Here is a 15,245-nt window from a genome sequence, read left to right as displayed (position 1 = left end):
TTCAATAGAATTTTGATAGTGGGTGGGAATGCATGCTGCGCTTTGATGATTTGCAGTTGTTTGTGCGGGCGGCGGACCTGGGCAGTTTGTCGGCGGCGGCACGGGTGATGGACCTGTCGCCCGCGGTAGCCAGCGCCGCGTTGAAGCGTATCGAGCAGCAACTCGGTGCACGCTTGCTGGCACGTTCCACCCGCAGCCTGCGTTTGACTGCCGAGGGCGAGGGCTTCCTGGAATATGCTCGCGCCGCGTTGAGTTCGCTGGACGAAGGGCGGCGCTTGTTGGCCAGCGGGCAGGACCATGTCAGCGGCGTGTTGCAACTGTCGGCACCTTCGGACTTCGGGCGTAATCAGTTGTTGCCGTGGCTGGATGAGTTTCAGCGTGAATACCCGCAACTGAACATACGCCTGCTGCTCGGCGACCGGATGGCCGACCTGTTCCGCCAGCCGGTGGACATCGCGCTGCGCTACGGCGAGCCTGAAGACTCCAGCCTGATCGCGCTGCCCATCGCCCCGGATAATATCCGGGTGCTGTGCGCCGCACCCAGCTACCTCGCCCGGCATGGCGAACCCCGCCATCTGGAGCAACTGGCCCAGCACAATTGCCTGCTGTACATGCTCGGCAGTCGTGTGCACGACCATTGGAGTTTTCACGATGGCAAACGCGAGGTCAGCCTGACGGTGACCGGGGACCGCTTCAGTGACGACGCCGATGTGGTGCGCCGCTGGGCAGTGGCGGGGGTCGGCATTGCCTACAAATCCTGGCTGGATGTGAGCAGCGACGTGTTGGCCGGGCGCTTGCGCTTGATCCTGCCGGAGTTGCGTGGCGAGCGTACGCCGCTCAATTTGCTGTGCGCCCACCGTGCGCAATTGAGCAAACCCATTAACCTGCTGCGGGAAATGCTCGTGTCCCGTTGTGCGGTTTTGACCGCGCAACGGCCGGGGCCATTGCGTACTGCGTAATCGCCTTCACTACAGCAGGAAATTTCACTCAGATCCTGTCCCAATCTGCGCTGTCAGACGCCGCGGAGCGGGCGGTTTGCGCCCTTATACTTCGGTTCCAACCGCAGCAGACAAATGATTTAACAAGGAGTGAATACATGGAAGAAGCACCTTGCATCAGTCAGATCGCCAGCTTGCTCGCTGAACCCAAGCGCACCGCGATGCTCTGGTCCTTGATGGACGGCTCGGCAAAGACTTCGGATGAGTTGGCGACACTCGCCGGGCTGTCAGCGGCATCGGCCAATGCGCATTTGGCACGTCTGACGGGCGGCGGTTTGCTGCGGATCGAGGCTCGGCGTGGCAAGCGGCTCTATCGTGTAGCGGCTACCGATGTGAGTGCCGCTATCGATGCCTTGGCCAGTACCACCATGGCCAGCGCGGCGCGTGGTTCACCGCTGGCTGTGCCGCAGGCATTGGCAGCCCCGGCATCATTGCGTCATGCCCGGTTATGTCATGGGCATCTGGGCGGTGAGTTGGCGGCAAGGCTGTACCGGCGGATGCTGGAAGCAGGCTGGATCAACCGTCATGAACAGCGCACCGACGTCACCGTCAAGGGCGCTCAGCATCTGGCGGGCCTGGGTATTTTTACCCAGGCACTGGCAGCACCCCTGGCCTGCGACTGTGTCGATTGGAGTCAGCAGCAACCGCACTTGGGGGGCACGTTGGGGGTGGGGCTGTTGCAACTCTTTTTACAGTCCGGATGGATCAACGTGATCAACGAGTCCTGCGCTTTGTCGGTGACCGATATCGGGCTTGCGCAAATCAACCGGCTGACTGCGGGATAGACGCAAGCGTCGTTCAGAGTTTCAGTCAGGTCGTATCCAGCAATAACCGGGCAAAACGATGCCGCACACTCGCTTTGGGGATTTTTCACACAGGGGTGCGGCATGGGTATGCAAGGCTATAGCGCAGCGGAACGGTTGGAACGGTTGCCCATCAGCGGTTACCACCGAATCATCTTCATCATCATCGCCCTGGCGTTTTTCTTCGACTCCATGGACCTGGCGATGATGACCTTCCTTTTAGGTTCGATCAAAACCGAGTTCGGCCTGAGCACTGCCCAGGCGGGGTTACTCGCCAGTTCGAGCTTTTTCGGCATGGTGGTCGGTGCTTCTTTATCCGGCATGTTGGCTGATCGTTTTGGGCGCAAACCGGTGTTCCAGTGGAGCATCGTGTTGTGGGGCATCGCCAGCTACCTGTGTTCCACGGCGCAGACGGTGGAGACGCTGACGCTGTTTCGCATCCTGCTGGGGATCGGCATGGGCATGGAGTTTCCGATCGCGCAGTCGATGCTTTCAGAACTGATCCCCGCCAAAGGGCGCGGGCGCTATATCGCCTTGATGGATGGCTTCTGGCCTTTGGGTTTTGTCGCGGCGGGTGTGCTGTCTTATTTCCTGCTGCCAGTGATTGGATGGCGGGACATCTTTTTGGTGTTGGCGGTGCCGGCGGTGTTTGTGTTGGCGATTCGATTTTTTATCCCGGAGTCGCCGCGCTGGCTTGAGCAGGCAGGGCGGCATGAGGCTGCAGATAAGGTGTTGCAGGGCATTGAGCGCAAAGTGCGCGAGTCCCTGGGCCGCGCTGACTTGCCGGAGCCGATTGCCTTGCCACGTGTGGAGAGCGTGCCGGGCACTTTTTTCTCGGCGTTTCAGCAATTGTGGTCGGCGCAGTACCGCCAGCGCACGATGATGATCTGGAGCGTGTGGTTTTTTGCCTTGCTCGGCTTCTACGGGCTGACGTCCTGGCTGAGTGCGTTATTGCAGCAGTCGGGTTTTGCCGTGACGCAGTCGGTGTACTACACGGTGATCATTTCCCTGGGCGGGATTCCCGGGTTCCTGATGGCGGCCTGGCTGGTGGAACGCTGGGGGCGCAAACCGGTGTGCGTCGTGACATTGCTGGGCGGCGGGGTGATGGCGTTTTTGTATGGGCAAAGTGCGGTATTCGGCGGCAACGTAGGGCTGCTGATTACTTCAGGGTTGTTGATGCAGTTCTTTCTGTTTGGCATGTGGGCGGTGCTGTACACCTACACGCCTGAGCTGTATCCCACCTCGGCGCGGGCGACGGGCTCCGGGTTTGCGTCGGCGATTGGCCGGGTCGGGTCATTGCTGGGGCCGTTGGTGACCGGGCTGGTGTTCCCGATAACCGGGCAGGGCGGGGTGTTTGCCCTGGGCGCGCTGTGCTTTGCGGTGGCGGCGCTGGTGGTGTGGGTGTTCGGGAAGGAGACGAAGGGCAAGACGCTGGAAGAGCTAACTGAAATCTAAAGGCTGGTGAGGCCAGTGTGGGAGCGGGCTTGCTCGCGAATGCGGTGTGTCAGTCAATGTATCTGGTGACTGACACACCGCATTCGCGAGCAAGCCCGCTCCCACATTTAGCCAGTATTCATTCAATCAGTGTTGCTTATGGCTTTACCAACCGCGCATCCAGGCTGTTCTGCGCCAGGCGTTTGGCCTGGTCCTGGGTCATGCCCAGCGAGGTGTGCAGCGCGTGGAAGTTCTCGGTGACATAACCGCCGAAGTACGCCGGATCATCCGAGTTCACGGTCACCTTCACGCCACGCTCGAGCATGTCGAGGATGTTGTGTTGAGCCATGTCATCGAACACGCACAGCTTGGTGTTGGACAACGGGCACACAGTCAGCGGGATCTGCTCGTCGATGATCCGTTGCATCAAACGCTCGTCTTCGATAGCGCGCACGCCATGGTCGATCCGCTGGATTTTCAGCAGGTCGAGGGCTTCCCAGATGTACTCGGGCGGGCCTTCTTCGCCGGCGTGGGCCACGGTGAGGAAGCCTTCATGACGGGCACGGTCGAACACACGCTGGAACTTGCTCGGCGGGTGACCCATTTCCGAACTGTCCAGGCCCACGGCCACAAACGCGTCACGGAACGGCAGCGCCTGGTCGAGGGTTTTCTCGGCTTCGGCTTCACTCAAATGGCGCAGGAAACTGAGGATCAAGCCGCTGGTGATGCCCAGTTGCTGTTCGCCATCTTTGAGTGCCGCCGCGATGCCGTTCAGCACCACTTCAAATGGCACGCCACGGTCGGTGTGGGTTTGCGGATCGAAGAATGGCTCGGTGTGGATCACGTTCTGTTCTTTGCAGCGCAGCAAGTAGGCCCAGGTCAGGTCGTAGAAATCCTGGGAGGTGCGCAGCACATCGGCGCCCTTGTAATACAGGTCGAGAAACTCTTGCAGGTTGTTGAAGGCGTAGGCCTTGCGCAGGGTTTCGACGTCGTTCCACGGCAGCGCAATCTTGTTGCGTTCGGCCAGGGCGAACAGCAACTCAGGCTCCAGCGAGCCTTCCAGGTGCAGGTGCAATTCAGCCTTGGGCAGGGCGTTGAGCCAATCGTACATGTCTAAATTCTCATCAGGTGCAATGGCGGCATTCTACAGGCCATGGCTGAAATAATCGGCAAAACCTGACCAGCAGGAGAGTATTCGTTTTTCTTCACGTATAGGCCTTGTGAACTAAGGTGTAACGAAACGTTAGCAGCGTGGTGCAGTCTGTACCCCATCAATGACTGATTAGCCGTATGAAAAGGCCCGGAATGCTCACATCCCTCAAGCAAGAAAAATACATGCTGCTGGCGCTGATTGCCGCCATCGCAGCCTACCCGCTGGAGCACTGGATGCTCCACAACGGGCAAATGGTGGCGCTGCTGGCCGGCGTAACACTGATCGGCTTTATCGTCGTGGCGTCGATGCGCGTGGCGCACCATGCCGAACAACTCGCGGAAAAAGTCGGTGACCCCTATGGCACCATGATCCTGACGCTCGCCGCCGTGCTGGTGGAGGTGGTGATCCTGGCGATCATGATGAGCAACGAGCCGTCGCCCACGTTGGTGCGTGACACCATCTATTCGGCGGTGATGCTCGATATCAACGGCATCCTCGGCCTGGCCGCATTGATGGGCGGCATCAAGCATGGCGAGCAGTCCTACAACGACGATTCGGCACGTACTTACAGTGTGATGATCCTCACCGCGATGGGCGTGTCGATGGTGGTGCCGGAATTTATCCCAGAGGCTGACTGGAAAATTTACTCGGCCTTCACCATCGGCGCGATGGTGGTGCTCTACACCTTGTTTCTGCGCATGCAGGTAGGGCCGCACAGCTATTTCTTCAGCTACAGCTACCCGGAAAAACGCCGCAAAAAACAGCCTGAAGAACAGCAGGAACCGCCGATAAGTCTGGCGTTCTCCATCGGTACGCTGGTGTTCGGGGTGATTGTGATCGGCGCGCTGGCCGAGGTGATGTCCAAGACCCTCGACCTGGGCCTGGAAGGCACCGGCGCACCGCCGGTCATCACGGCAATTGTGGTCGCGGCCATTTCGGCGGCACCGGAAATTTTGACTGCATTGCGCGCGGCCCTGGCCAACCGTATGCAATCTGTCGTGAACATCGCCTTGGGCGCTTCATTGTCGACCGTCATTCTGACGGTGCCGGTGATGGAGGCCATGGCGCTTTACACCGGCCAGCCGTTCCAGATGGCGATGACGCCGGTGCAGACCGTGATGGTGTTGATCACGCTGGTCGTCAGCGCGATCAACCTCAACGATGGCGAAACCAACGCCATCGAAGGGATGACCCATTTCGTGTTGTTTGCGACCTTTATCATGCTGTCGCTGCTTGGGTTGTAACCGATTTAGTAGTGCCGAAGAACTCATGTGGGAGCGGGCTTGCCCGCGATGGCGGTGGTTCAGTCACCTTCAGCGTCGACTGGCATACCGCTGTCGCAGGCAAGCCCGCTCCCACATTTTGATTTATGTTTGACTCAGGTTCCGGCGATCAACTGCCGCGCCGCCTGGGTGTGGTCGGCGATCAAGCCTTTGAGGTCCAGGCCTTCAACCTGGCCGTCGATGACTCGCCATTTGCCGCCAATCATCACCCTGTCCGCACGGTCGGCGCCGCATAACAGCAGCGCCGAAATCGGATCGTGGCTGCCGGAGAAACGCAGCTCGTCGAGTTTGAATAGCGCCAGGTCAGCCTGTTTGCCTACCGCCAACTCACCGATGTCCGTACGCCCCAGCAGTTGCGCCGAGCCCTTGGTCGCCCAGCCCAGCACGCCTTCAGGCGTGATCTTTTCGGCGCCGTAACGCAGGCGCTGAATGTACAGGGCCTGGCGGGCTTCGAGAATCATGTTGGACGCATCGTTGGAGGCGGAACCGTCCACGCCAAGGCCAATGGGCGCACCGGCGGCAAGCAGGTCCAGGGTCGGGCAGATTCCGGAAGCCAGGCGCATATTTGAACTCGGGCAATGGCAGATACCCGTGCCTGCAGCCCCCAGGCGCGCGATTTCATCCGGGTTGAAGTGAATGCCATGGGCCAGCCAGGTGCGTGGGCCGAGCCAGCCGACACTGTCGAGATAATCCACGGTGCGCAGGCCGAAACGCTGCAGGCAGAAGTCTTCCTCGTCGAGGGTTTCCGCCAGGTGAGTGTGCAGGCGCACGTCGAGGCTGTTGGCCAGTTCGGCACTGGCTTCCATGATTTCCGGCGTCACGGAAAACGGCGAGCAGGGCGCCAGGGCAATCTGGATCTGCGCGCCGTCGCCACGCTGGTGGTATTCGCGGATCAGGCGTTGGCTGTCTTCAAGAATGACTTGGCCTTGTTGCACGGTTTGTTGCGGCGGCAGGCCGCCATCGGCTTCGCCCAGGCTCATGGAACCTCGGGTGAGCATGGCGCGCATGCCCAGTTCGCGCACGCTATCCACCTGTACGTCAATGGCATTTTCCAGACCGTCGGGAAACAGGTAGTGGTGATCGGCTGCCGTGGTACAGCCCGAGAGCAGCAGTTCCGCGAGCGCGACTTTTGAGGCCAGGGCGAGTTTTTCAGGGGTTAGCCGTGCCCAAACCGGATACAGGGTTTTCAGCCACGGGAACAACGGCTGATTGACGACCGGCGCCCAGGCGCGTGTCAGGGTTTGATAGAAATGGTGGTGAGTGTTGATCAAGCCGGGAAGAATCACGTGCTCACGGGCGTCGAACACTTGTCCACAAGGTACTGCGGGCGCTTGGCCCCAGCCCAGCACTTCGGTGATCACACCGTCTTGCAGCACCAGGCCACCACGGGCATCGAGGCCATTGGCAGTGAAAATCGCGAGGGGGTTTTTTAACCAGATACGGGTCGCAGGCATTGGCCGGCTCCTCTGAATGATGGGTTCAGGTTTGCCAGCTCAGTGTTGCCCTGTCTGCTGATCCAGGGTCGCCGGTAAAGGCGAGGTGGCTAGATTACGTGTAGTTCGCGATCTGGTCTAGGTGTAGGAAATCGGGTGCGATCAGTGTGGGAGGGAGCAAGTCGCGCGCCCTCCCACCTGTTGAACCGTGGTCCTTACCAGGCGATGGTGTCGCCTTTGTAGTCGACAAAATGATGGCCGCCCTTGCCTGTGTAGGCATTCACCTGATCCACCAGGCCGCGCACGCTGGTGTCGACATCAATCTGTGCGTTTTCGCCGCCCATGTCGGTCTTCACCCAGCCCGGGTGCAGCGACAGCACGGTAAGTTTGTGGTCGCCCAGTTGGGTGATAAAGCTGTTGGTCATGGAGTTGAGTGCGGCCTTGCTGGCCTTGTACAGCGCCAGGTCCGAACCATCGGGAATGGTCACGCTGCCGAGCACTGAGCTCATGAAGGCCAGAACGCCGCTGTCTTTGCGGATCTGCCCGACAAAACGCTGGGCCAGGTTGATCGGCGCGACGGCGTTGGTGAAAAACAGCTGGCCGACTTCCGCCAGGGTGGCGTGGCCGGGTTCCTGATTGGCCGGGCCTTTGACGCCCGCGTTGACGAACAGCAGGTCGAAGGTGCGGTCCTTGAGGCGCTGGCTCAGGGCGATCACGGCTTGCTGATCGTCCATGTCCAGTTTCTCGATCTGTACCGGGCCAACGGCTTTCAGGGCATCGGCCTTGTTCGGATCGCGCACGGTGGCGGTCACGTCCCAGCCGTCCTGGAGCAATTGCTTGACCAGGCCAAGGCCCAGCCCGCGCGAGGCGCCGATGATCAGTGCAGTTTTTGGCGTAGACATGCAGGGCTTCCTTTGACGTCGCGGTTCAGGGAATTGAGCGAACTACATTAGCGCAGACTTGGGTAAATGGCGCGAAGTCTCATTGGACAAAAAGTGAACAGCGCGCGCAACGCCTTGTGACAGCAGGGTTACAGGCGGATGTGCTCAGGTTATCCACAGGCGGGTGCACAGTAGATGTGGGCAGTTTCAGCGTTCCAGCAGGATACGCCCACGGCTCAGGTCGGCGAGTTGAGTCTGCAGCGTGTCGATGTGTGCTTCTCCCAGCGCAAGCTGTAACTCGACGCCGTTGGCGGTGAAGGTTTCTTCCATCACCAGCCCGCCCAGTTCGGCAACGCGCAGTTTCACCAGGTTCAATTCGGAAAAGCCGCAGGCGCAACTCAGCGGTACGCGGCTGATCAACTCGATGCGGTCGGCAGTCTGCAGGCATTTGTTTGCACCGCCGCCGTAGGCACGGGCCAGGCCGCCGGTGCCCAACTGGATGCCGCCGTACCAGCGAATCACCAGTACCGCGACTTGATCAAACCCCTGGGCTTCGATGGCCGCCAGAATCGGTCGCCCGGCAGTGCCGCCGGGCTCACCATCGTCATTGCTGCGGTACTGGTCGGCCAGTTTCCAGGCCCAGCAGTTGTGCGTGGCGTTCAGGTCACTGTGCTGCTCGAAAAACGCCTGGGCGTCTTGCGGGCTGGTGATCGGCGCCGCCAGGGTGATAAAGCGGCTTTTGCGTATTTCTTCACGAAATTCGCAAAGGCCTGTGAGCGTGAAAGGCATAAATCGCTTCGTTTATAGGGCCGGCTTGATGCCACAGCCTTTGAGAATGATGTGGATCAGGTTGGTGCCGGCGTCTTCCATGTCTTGCTTGGTCAGCTTGGTGCGCCCGGTGACACGGCAGATCTGGGTGGCGAAGTCGGCGTAGTGCTGGGTGCTGCCCCACAGCAGGAAGATCAGGTGCACGGGGTCGATGGGGTCCATCTTGCCGGCGTCGATCCAGGCCTGGAACACGGCTGCCCGACCGCTGAACCAGGCGCGGTAGTCCTGGCTGAAATATTCGGTAAGGCATTCGCCGCCACTGATGATTTCCATGGCGAAGATCCGCGAAGCTTGCGGATGGCGCCGGGAAAATTCCATCTTCGTACGGATGTAGCGGGTGAGCGCCACGGCCGGGTCGTCCTCGGCGGTCAGCGCATTGAAGGTGCTATCCCACAGTTCAAGGATATTGCTGAGCACCGCGATATACAGGCCGAGCTTGTTGGTGAAGTAGTAATGCAGGTTGGCCTTGGGCAGCCCGGCACTCGACGCAATGGTGTTCATGCTGGTGCCTTTGTAGCCATGGCGCGCGAACTCGTCTTCAGCAGCCTGGAGAATCGCTTGTTCGTTCTTTTGCCGAATGCGGCTGGCGGGTTTACCGGCGTGGTTGCTGTGGGCAGGAACTTCGAGGCTCATGGAGGTTTCCGTGCTGATCGATAGAGGCGACGTGTGCACAGATAACCCACCCTCAAGCCTCAGACAAGTCCCGATGCAATAAAACCGTCAAAGCGGTTCCAGCGTGTCGCTTTCCAGTGCGTGGTTTGCGGCAACTGATGTTGCTTTGGCTTCCGGCAATAACAGGCACAACACGATAGCGGTCAGGCCGCCGCTGGTGATGGCCGAGTCGAACAGGTTTTGCACCAAGGGCGGCATCAAATGCAGCAGGTTCGGCTGGGCGGCAATGCCCAGGCCGACACCAAATGAGGTGGCGATGATCAGCATGCTGCGCCGGTCCAGCGGTGCCTGCGCGAGGATGCGCACACCGGCGGCGGCCACGCTGCCGAACATCACCAGGGTCGCGCCGCCCAATACCGGCTTGGGGATTTGCTGCAATACGGCGCCAATCAGCGGAAACAAGCCGAGGCAACACAGCACCACGCCGATGTATAAGCCGACGTAGCGGCTGGCCACGCCGGTGAGTTGAATCACGCCATTGTTCTGCGCGAAGGTCGTGTTAGGGAAAGCGCTGAAGGTGGCGGCGATCATGCAACTCACGCCATCGCCGAGTACGCCGCCTTTGAGCCGGCTTATATAAGACGGGCCGCTGATAGGCTGGCGAGCGATCATGCAATTGGCGGTGAGGTCGCCGACGGTTTCGATGCTGCTGATCAGATAAATCAGCGCGATGGGCAGGAAGGCGCTCCAGTCGAAATTGAAACCGAAGCGAAACGGTATCGGCAGGCTGACCAGCGGCAGGTCGGGCAAGGCTTGCGGCACCAGCTTGCCACTGAACCATGCCGCGAGGCTGCCGAGGGCCAGGCCGATGATGATCGCCGAGAGGCGCACCCACGGGGTGTTCGAGCGGTTCAGCAGGATGATGGTCAGCACCACGAACAGGCCCAGGGCCAGGTTGGTCGGCGCGCCGAAGTCGGGGGCGTTGAAACCACCGCCAAGGTCGGTGATGCCGACTTTGATCAGGCTGATACCGATCAAGGTGATGACGATTCCGGTGACCAATGGCGTGATGACTCGGCGCAGTTGCCCGATAAACCGGCTCAGCACAATTTGTACCGCTGCGCCGAAGAAGCACACGCCGAAGATCATCGCCATGATGTCCTCCGGGCTGCCGCCACGTTGCTTCACCAGGAACCCCGCCGACAACACCGCGCCGAGAAACGCAAAGCTGGTGCCTTGCAGGCAGATCATCCCGGCACCGATACCAAAAGGTCTACGCGCCTGGATGAACGTTCCTGCGCCGGAAACCATCAACGCCATGCTGATCAGGTAGGGCAGGTGGGCGGTGAGGCCCAGGGTGGAGCCGATGATCAGCGGTGGAGTGATGATGCCGACGAAGGCAGCCAGCACATGTTGCAGGGCTGCCAGTAGAGCGGGGATCGGTTTGGGGCGATCGTTGAGGCCGTAGATCAGGTCGCTGGGGCTGGAGGATTCTGGTGGCATGGCGGGCAAACTCGAGGCGGACGGTTCAAGGTCCTTGCTCCCTTGCAAAAAGCTGTCCAGTTGCTCAGCTTTTAGCGAAAGGCGCGCGTTAGCGCGTTGCCGCCAGACTCTCGAGAAAGCTTTCCAGCACCAAATGAGGGCGACGCCCCTTGCGCGTGACCGATGCGAGGCTTAAATCGTAAAAACGGGTAGCCGGTTTCAGCGCGCGCAGTCGGCCTTGTTGTACCCAAAGACTGGCGTAGTGATCGGGCAGGTAGCCGATATAGCGGCCGGTGAGAATCAGGAAGGCCATGCCTTCGCGGTCCGAGGCGCTGGCGGTGCAGTTGAGTGCCTGGTAATGGGCCTGGATGTCGGCGGGCAGGCGGAAGGTTGGGGCGATGGCGTCCTGGCTGTCGATACGGGTGTCGTCCAGTTGCTTGTCGTCGGCATAAAACAATGGGTGGCCGACCGCGCAGTAGAGCAGCGAGCGCTCGCTGTACAGCGGTTGGTATTCGAGGCCCGACAAGGCGCTGGCCTGGGGCACCACACCGACATGCAGGCGGCCGTCGAGTACACCTTGCTCGACTTCGTTGGGGGCGATCATGCGGATCTGGATTTGCACGTCCGGGCCGCGTTCCTTCAGCTGCGCCAGGGCATGGGTGATGCGCATATGGGGCAGGGTGACGAGGTTGTCGGTGAGGCCGATGATCAACTCGCCGCGCAAATGCTGGTGCAGTCCGTTCACCTCAGTGCGAAAACTTTCCAGGGCACTCAATAGCTGCAGGGCCGATTGATAAACCTCACGGCCTTCTTCGGTCAGGGAGAACCCGGCGCGCCCGCGTTGGCACAGCCTTAATCCGAGGCGTTGCTCCAGGTCGCTCATTTGCTGGCTGATAGCCGAGCGGCCGATACCCAGTACGGTTTCCGCCGCCGAAAAGCCACCGCACTCCACCACGCTGCGGAAAATGCGCAACAGGCGAATATCGAAGTCGCTGACTTGGGCCAGAGGATCGGGTCGACGGATGCTCATAGTTTAGTGAAGGCCTGACTGAAGGTTAGAAGAGTTGAATTTCACCGACTTTATCCCCGTGGCAATTTAGCTGCAAGAACGCTTTTCAATCCCGACGCTGCCTTTTGCCTTGCGAGGTTTTGCTGATGAACATGCCCGAAAACGCCCCTTCGTCCCTGGCCAGCCAACTGAAGTTGGATGCTCACTGGATGCCCTACACCGCCAACCGTAACTTCCAGCGTGACCCGCGCCTGATCGTGGCCGCCGAAGGCAGCTGGTTGACCGATGACAAGGGCCGCAAGGTGTACGACTCATTGTCGGGCCTGTGGACGTGCGGCGCAGGGCACACCCGCAAGGAAATCCAGGAAGCTGTGTCCAAGCAATTGGGCACCCTGGACTACTCCCCGGGCTTCCAATACGGTCATCCATTGTCATTCCAACTGGCAGAAAAGATTACCGACCTGACCCCAGGCAACCTGAACCACGTGTTCTTCACTGATTCCGGCTCCGAGTGCGCCGATACCGCAGTGAAGATGGTGCGCGCTTACTGGCGCCTGAAGGGCCAGGCGACCAAGACCAAAATGATCGGCCGCGCCCGTGGTTATCACGGTGTCAACATTGCCGGTACCAGCCTGGGTGGCGTCAACGGTAACCGTAAGCTGTTTGGTCAGGGCTTGATGGATGTTGACCACCTGCCTCACACCTTGCTGGCGAGCAATGCCTTCTCCCGTGGCATGCCGGAGCTGGGCGGTATCGCCTTGGCCGATGAGCTGCTCAAACTGATCGAATTGCATGACGCGTCGAACATCGCTGCGGTGTTTGTCGAGCCGATGGCCGGCTCCGCTGGCGTGCTGGTGCCGCCGCAAGGTTATCTCAAGCGTCTGCGTGAGATCTGCGACCAGCACAACATCCTGTTGGTGTTTGATGAAGTGATCACCGGTTTCGGCCGTACCGGCTCGATGTTCGGTGCTGACAGCTTCGGTGTGACCCCGGACCTGATGTGCATCGCCAAGCAAGTCACCAATGGCGCGATCCCGATGGGCGCGGTGATTGCCAGCAGCGAGATCTACCAGACCTTCATGAACCAGGCGACGCCGGAGTACGCGGTGGAATTCCCCCACGGCTACACCTACTCGGCGCACCCAGTGGCTTGCGCCGCTGGCCTGGCGGCGTTGGACCTGTTGCAGAAAGAAAACCTGGTGCAGAGCGTAGCCGAAGTCGCCCCGCACTTTGAGAATGCGCTGCACGGTTTGAAGGGCAGCAAGAATGTGATCGACATTCGCAACTACGGCCTGGCCGGTGCAATCCAGATTGCCCCGCGTGACGGTGATGCCATCGTGCGTCCATTCGAGGCTGGCATGGCTTTGTGGAAAGCCGGTTTCTACGTGCGCTTTGGCGGTGACACCCTGCAGTTCGGGCCAACCTTTAACAGCAAGCCGCAGGACCTGGATCGCCTGTTCGATGCGGTCGGCGAAGTGCTGAACAAGATCGATTGATTTCTCCTTCTATATAGAACAACTTTTCAGGAGCCCCGCATGAGCCTTATCCAGCATTTGATCAACGGCCAGTTGGTCAGTGAGTCCGGTCGTACTGCCGATGTGTATAACCCGTCCACCGGCCAGGTGATTCATCAGGTGCCGTTGGCCAGCCGCGAAACCATTCAACGTGCAATCGACTCGGCCAAGGCTGCCTTCCCGGCCTGGCGTAATACCCCACCGGCCAAGCGTGCTCAGGTGATGTTTCGTTTCAAGCAATTGCTGGAGCAGAACGAGGCACGTATCTCGCAGTTGATCAGCGAAGAGCATGGCAAGACCTTGGAAGACGCTGCGGGCGAATTGAAGCGCGGGATCGAGAACGTGGAGTACGCCTGTTCGGCGCCGGAGATTCTCAAGGGCGAATACAGCCGTAACGTGGGGCCGAACATTGATGCGTGGTCGGATTTTCAGCCGTTGGGCGTGGTGGCCGGTATCACCCCGTTCAACTTCCCGGCGATGGTGCCGTTGTGGATGTACCCGCTGGCGATCGTGTGCGGTAACTGTTTCATCCTGAAACCCTCGGAGCGTGATCCAAGTTCGACGCTGCTCATTGCACAGTTGCTGCAGGAGGCTGGCCTGCCTAAAGGCGTGTTGAGCGTGGTACACGGTGACAAGGGCGCGGTGGATGCGCTGATCGAAGCACCGGAAGTGAAAGCGTTGAGCTTTGTAGGGTCGACGCCGATTGCCGAATACATCTACTCCGAAGCGACCAAACGCGGCAAACGCGTGCAGGCGCTGGGCGGGGCGAAGAACCACGCAGTGCTGATGCCGGATGCGGATCTGGATAACGCCGTGAGCGCCTTGATGGGCGCGGCGTATGGTTCCTGCGGTGAGCGCTGTATGGCGATCTCGGTGGCCGTGTGCGTGGGTGACCAGGTAGCGGATGCGTTGATTGCCAAGCTGGTGCCGCAGGTCAAGGCACTGAAGATCGGTGCAGGCACTTCGTGTGGTCTGGATATGGGGCCATTGGTGACTGGCCAGGCGCGGGACAAAGTCAGTGGCTATATAGAAGACGGTGTGGCGGCGGGTGCTGAGCTGGTGGTGGACGGACGTGGCTTGAGTGTTGCCGGACATGAAGAGGGCTTCTTCCTGGGCGGCAGTCTGTTTGACCGTGTGACCCCTGAGATGCGCATCTATAAAGAAGAGATCTTTGGGCCGGTGTTGTGTGTGGTGCGAGTTGATAGCCTGGAAGCGGCGATGCAACTGATCAATGATCACGAGTATGGCAATGGCACCTGCATCTTCACCCGTGATGGGGAGGCGGCGCGCCTGTTCTGTGACGAGATTGAAGTGGGTATGGTCGGTGTTAACGTCCCGCTGCCGGTGCCTGTGGCGTATCACAGCTTTGGTGGCTGGAAGCGGTCGTTGTTTGGCGACTTGCATGCCTATGGGCCCGATGGGGTGCGTTTCTATACCCGGCGCAAGGCGATTACCCAGCGTTGGCCGCAACGGGCCAGCCATGAAGCCTCGCAGTTTGCCTTTCCTAGTTTGTAAGGCGTTGTAGTGAAAAGCCGGCCCCTTGGGGCCGGCTTTTGCGTTTTGTGGCCTTTTTGACCTATATGACAGAAATATGAAAAAGGTGTTGACGGCAAATTCTGGAAGTCTATAATTCGTCCCACTTCCGGCGCAGTCGAAACGAAAAACTCCTTGGTAAACAAGAAGTTATGCGGAGTTCGACAGCGAGTTGCTTCAGTTCATCGAAGCCGAGAAGGAGTTGGTAGGGCAGTGTTGTTTGGCTCTATTAACGTTTCGATCCTCTCGGTCGAAAGCGGAGAAAAAGAGGTGTTGACAGCA

13 protein-coding genes are annotated in these 15,245 nt (G+C 59.7%); 6 read left to right on the top strand and 7 right to left on the bottom strand.

The genetic code is table 11. The annotated features are described in order from the left end of the window. The first annotated feature begins 32 nt into the window (after positions 1 to 32). The 3 genes from ACDZ94_RS05200 to ACDZ94_RS05190 all read left to right on the top strand — a co-directional run bounded on the left by ACDZ94_RS05200 (position 33) and on the right by ACDZ94_RS05190 (position 3,256). Entirely contained in the window at positions 33 to 959 is a 927-nt protein-coding gene (locus ACDZ94_RS05200) for a LysR family transcriptional regulator (protein ID WP_064450524.1), read from the top strand. Positions 960 to 1,096: 137 nt separating this feature from the next. Next, complete coding sequence (locus ACDZ94_RS05195; protein ID WP_064450525.1) at positions 1,097 to 1,783, top strand: ArsR/SmtB family transcription factor; 687 nt, start codon at positions 1,097 to 1,099, stop codon at positions 1,781 to 1,783. Positions 1,784 to 1,885: 102 nt separating this feature from the next. Then, complete coding sequence (locus tag ACDZ94_RS05190; protein ID WP_432751164.1) at positions 1,886 to 3,256, top strand: MFS transporter; 1,371 nt, start codon at positions 1,886 to 1,888, stop codon at positions 3,254 to 3,256. Between the two features lie 136 nt (positions 3,257 to 3,392). Here the strand turns inward: ACDZ94_RS05190 and ACDZ94_RS05185 are convergent, their stop codons facing one another. Beyond that, on the bottom strand, positions 3,393 to 4,346 hold the full coding sequence (locus tag ACDZ94_RS05185; RefSeq protein ID WP_064450527.1) for an adenosine deaminase: 954 nt from the start codon (positions 4,344 to 4,346) through the stop codon (positions 3,393 to 3,395). Between the two features lie 194 nt (positions 4,347 to 4,540). Between ACDZ94_RS05185 and ACDZ94_RS05180 the strand changes: the two genes are divergently transcribed. Further along, positions 4,541 to 5,632, top strand: coding sequence for a calcium:proton antiporter (locus ACDZ94_RS05180; protein WP_064450528.1), 1,092 nt, complete (start codon positions 4,541 to 4,543; stop codon positions 5,630 to 5,632). Between the two features lie 134 nt (positions 5,633 to 5,766). On the opposite strand, the gene ACDZ94_RS05175 is transcribed toward ACDZ94_RS05180, so the two are convergent. From ACDZ94_RS05175 to ACDZ94_RS05150, 6 genes are all read right to left on the bottom strand, one after another. Beyond that, the gene (locus ACDZ94_RS05175) at positions 5,767 to 7,125 is read right to left on the bottom strand and encodes an 8-oxoguanine deaminase (RefSeq protein ID WP_432751163.1); all 1,359 of its coding nucleotides are present in this window, start codon (positions 7,123 to 7,125) and stop codon (positions 5,767 to 5,769) included. Between the two features lie 194 nt (positions 7,126 to 7,319). Then, positions 7,320 to 8,006, bottom strand: coding sequence for an SDR family oxidoreductase (locus tag ACDZ94_RS05170; RefSeq protein ID WP_221293823.1), 687 nt, complete (start codon positions 8,004 to 8,006; stop codon positions 7,320 to 7,322). Between the two features lie 186 nt (positions 8,007 to 8,192). Further along, the gene (locus ACDZ94_RS05165; protein WP_064450531.1) at positions 8,193 to 8,774 is read right to left on the bottom strand and encodes an IMPACT family protein; all 582 of its coding nucleotides are present in this window, start codon (positions 8,772 to 8,774) and stop codon (positions 8,193 to 8,195) included. Between the two features lie 12 nt (positions 8,775 to 8,786). Next, positions 8,787 to 9,446, bottom strand: a complete 660-nt coding sequence (locus tag ACDZ94_RS05160; RefSeq protein ID WP_053254183.1) for a TetR/AcrR family transcriptional regulator — start codon at positions 9,444 to 9,446, stop codon at positions 8,787 to 8,789. An 87-nt stretch (positions 9,447 to 9,533) separates the two neighbouring features. Continuing rightward, positions 9,534 to 10,928, bottom strand: a complete 1,395-nt coding sequence (locus ACDZ94_RS05155; protein ID WP_128592035.1) for a uracil-xanthine permease family protein — start codon at positions 10,926 to 10,928, stop codon at positions 9,534 to 9,536. An 88-nt stretch (positions 10,929 to 11,016) separates the two neighbouring features. Next, positions 11,017 to 11,937: a LysR family transcriptional regulator gene (locus ACDZ94_RS05150; protein WP_064450533.1), complete on the bottom strand. Its 921-nt coding sequence runs from the start codon at positions 11,935 to 11,937 to the stop codon at positions 11,017 to 11,019. Positions 11,938 to 12,062: 125 nt separating this feature from the next. Between ACDZ94_RS05150 and ACDZ94_RS05145 the strand changes: the two genes are divergently transcribed. Both ACDZ94_RS05145 and ACDZ94_RS05140 read left to right on the top strand, forming a co-directional pair. Next, positions 12,063 to 13,412, top strand: a complete 1,350-nt coding sequence (locus ACDZ94_RS05145) for an aspartate aminotransferase family protein (RefSeq protein WP_064450534.1) — start codon at positions 12,063 to 12,065, stop codon at positions 13,410 to 13,412. Positions 13,413 to 13,451: 39 nt separating this feature from the next. Further along, on the top strand, positions 13,452 to 14,945 hold the full coding sequence (locus tag ACDZ94_RS05140; RefSeq protein WP_053254187.1) for a CoA-acylating methylmalonate-semialdehyde dehydrogenase: 1,494 nt from the start codon (positions 13,452 to 13,454) through the stop codon (positions 14,943 to 14,945). The last annotated feature ends 300 nt before the right edge of the window (positions 14,946 to 15,245 follow it).

The organism is Pseudomonas sp. UBT (genome assembly GCF_050915955.1).
Taxonomy (GTDB): domain Bacteria; phylum Pseudomonadota; class Gammaproteobacteria; order Pseudomonadales; family Pseudomonadaceae; genus Aquipseudomonas; species Aquipseudomonas antarctica_A.
The sequence above is the reverse complement of the archived record's forward strand: the minus strand, read 5'-3'. Positions and strand labels throughout refer to the sequence as shown.

What these genes read in the sequence shown, in the direction of transcription:
- ACDZ94_RS05200 (WP_064450524.1), top strand. Translation starts at nt 33, where the DNA reads ATGCTGCGCTTTGATGATTTGCAGTTGTTTGTGCGGGCGGCGGACCTG.
- ACDZ94_RS05195 (WP_064450525.1), top strand. Translation starts at nt 1,097, where the DNA reads ATGGAAGAAGCACCTTGCATCAGTCAGATCGCCAGCTTGCTCGCTGAA.
- ACDZ94_RS05190 (WP_432751164.1), top strand. Translation starts at nt 1,886, where the DNA reads ATGGGTATGCAAGGCTATAGCGCAGCGGAACGGTTGGAACGGTTGCCC.
- ACDZ94_RS05185 (WP_064450527.1), bottom strand. Translation starts at nt 4,346, where the DNA reads ATGTACGATTGGCTCAACGCCCTGCCCAAGGCTGAATTGCACCTGCAC.
- ACDZ94_RS05180 (WP_064450528.1), top strand. Translation starts at nt 4,541, where the DNA reads ATGCTCACATCCCTCAAGCAAGAAAAATACATGCTGCTGGCGCTGATT.
- ACDZ94_RS05175 (WP_432751163.1), bottom strand. Translation starts at nt 7,125, where the DNA reads ATGCCTGCGACCCGTATCTGGTTAAAAAACCCCCTCGCGATTTTCACT.
- ACDZ94_RS05170 (WP_221293823.1), bottom strand. Translation starts at nt 8,006, where the DNA reads ATGTCTACGCCAAAAACTGCACTGATCATCGGCGCCTCGCGCGGGCTG.
- ACDZ94_RS05165 (WP_064450531.1), bottom strand. Translation starts at nt 8,774, where the DNA reads ATGCCTTTCACGCTCACAGGCCTTTGCGAATTTCGTGAAGAAATACGC.
- ACDZ94_RS05160 (WP_053254183.1), bottom strand. Translation starts at nt 9,446, where the DNA reads ATGAGCCTCGAAGTTCCTGCCCACAGCAACCACGCCGGTAAACCCGCC.
- ACDZ94_RS05155 (WP_128592035.1), bottom strand. Translation starts at nt 10,928, where the DNA reads ATGCCACCAGAATCCTCCAGCCCCAGCGACCTGATCTACGGCCTCAAC.
- ACDZ94_RS05150 (WP_064450533.1), bottom strand. Translation starts at nt 11,937, where the DNA reads ATGAGCATCCGTCGACCCGATCCTCTGGCCCAAGTCAGCGACTTCGAT.
- ACDZ94_RS05145 (WP_064450534.1), top strand. Translation starts at nt 12,063, where the DNA reads ATGAACATGCCCGAAAACGCCCCTTCGTCCCTGGCCAGCCAACTGAAG.
- ACDZ94_RS05140 (WP_053254187.1), top strand. Translation starts at nt 13,452, where the DNA reads ATGAGCCTTATCCAGCATTTGATCAACGGCCAGTTGGTCAGTGAGTCC.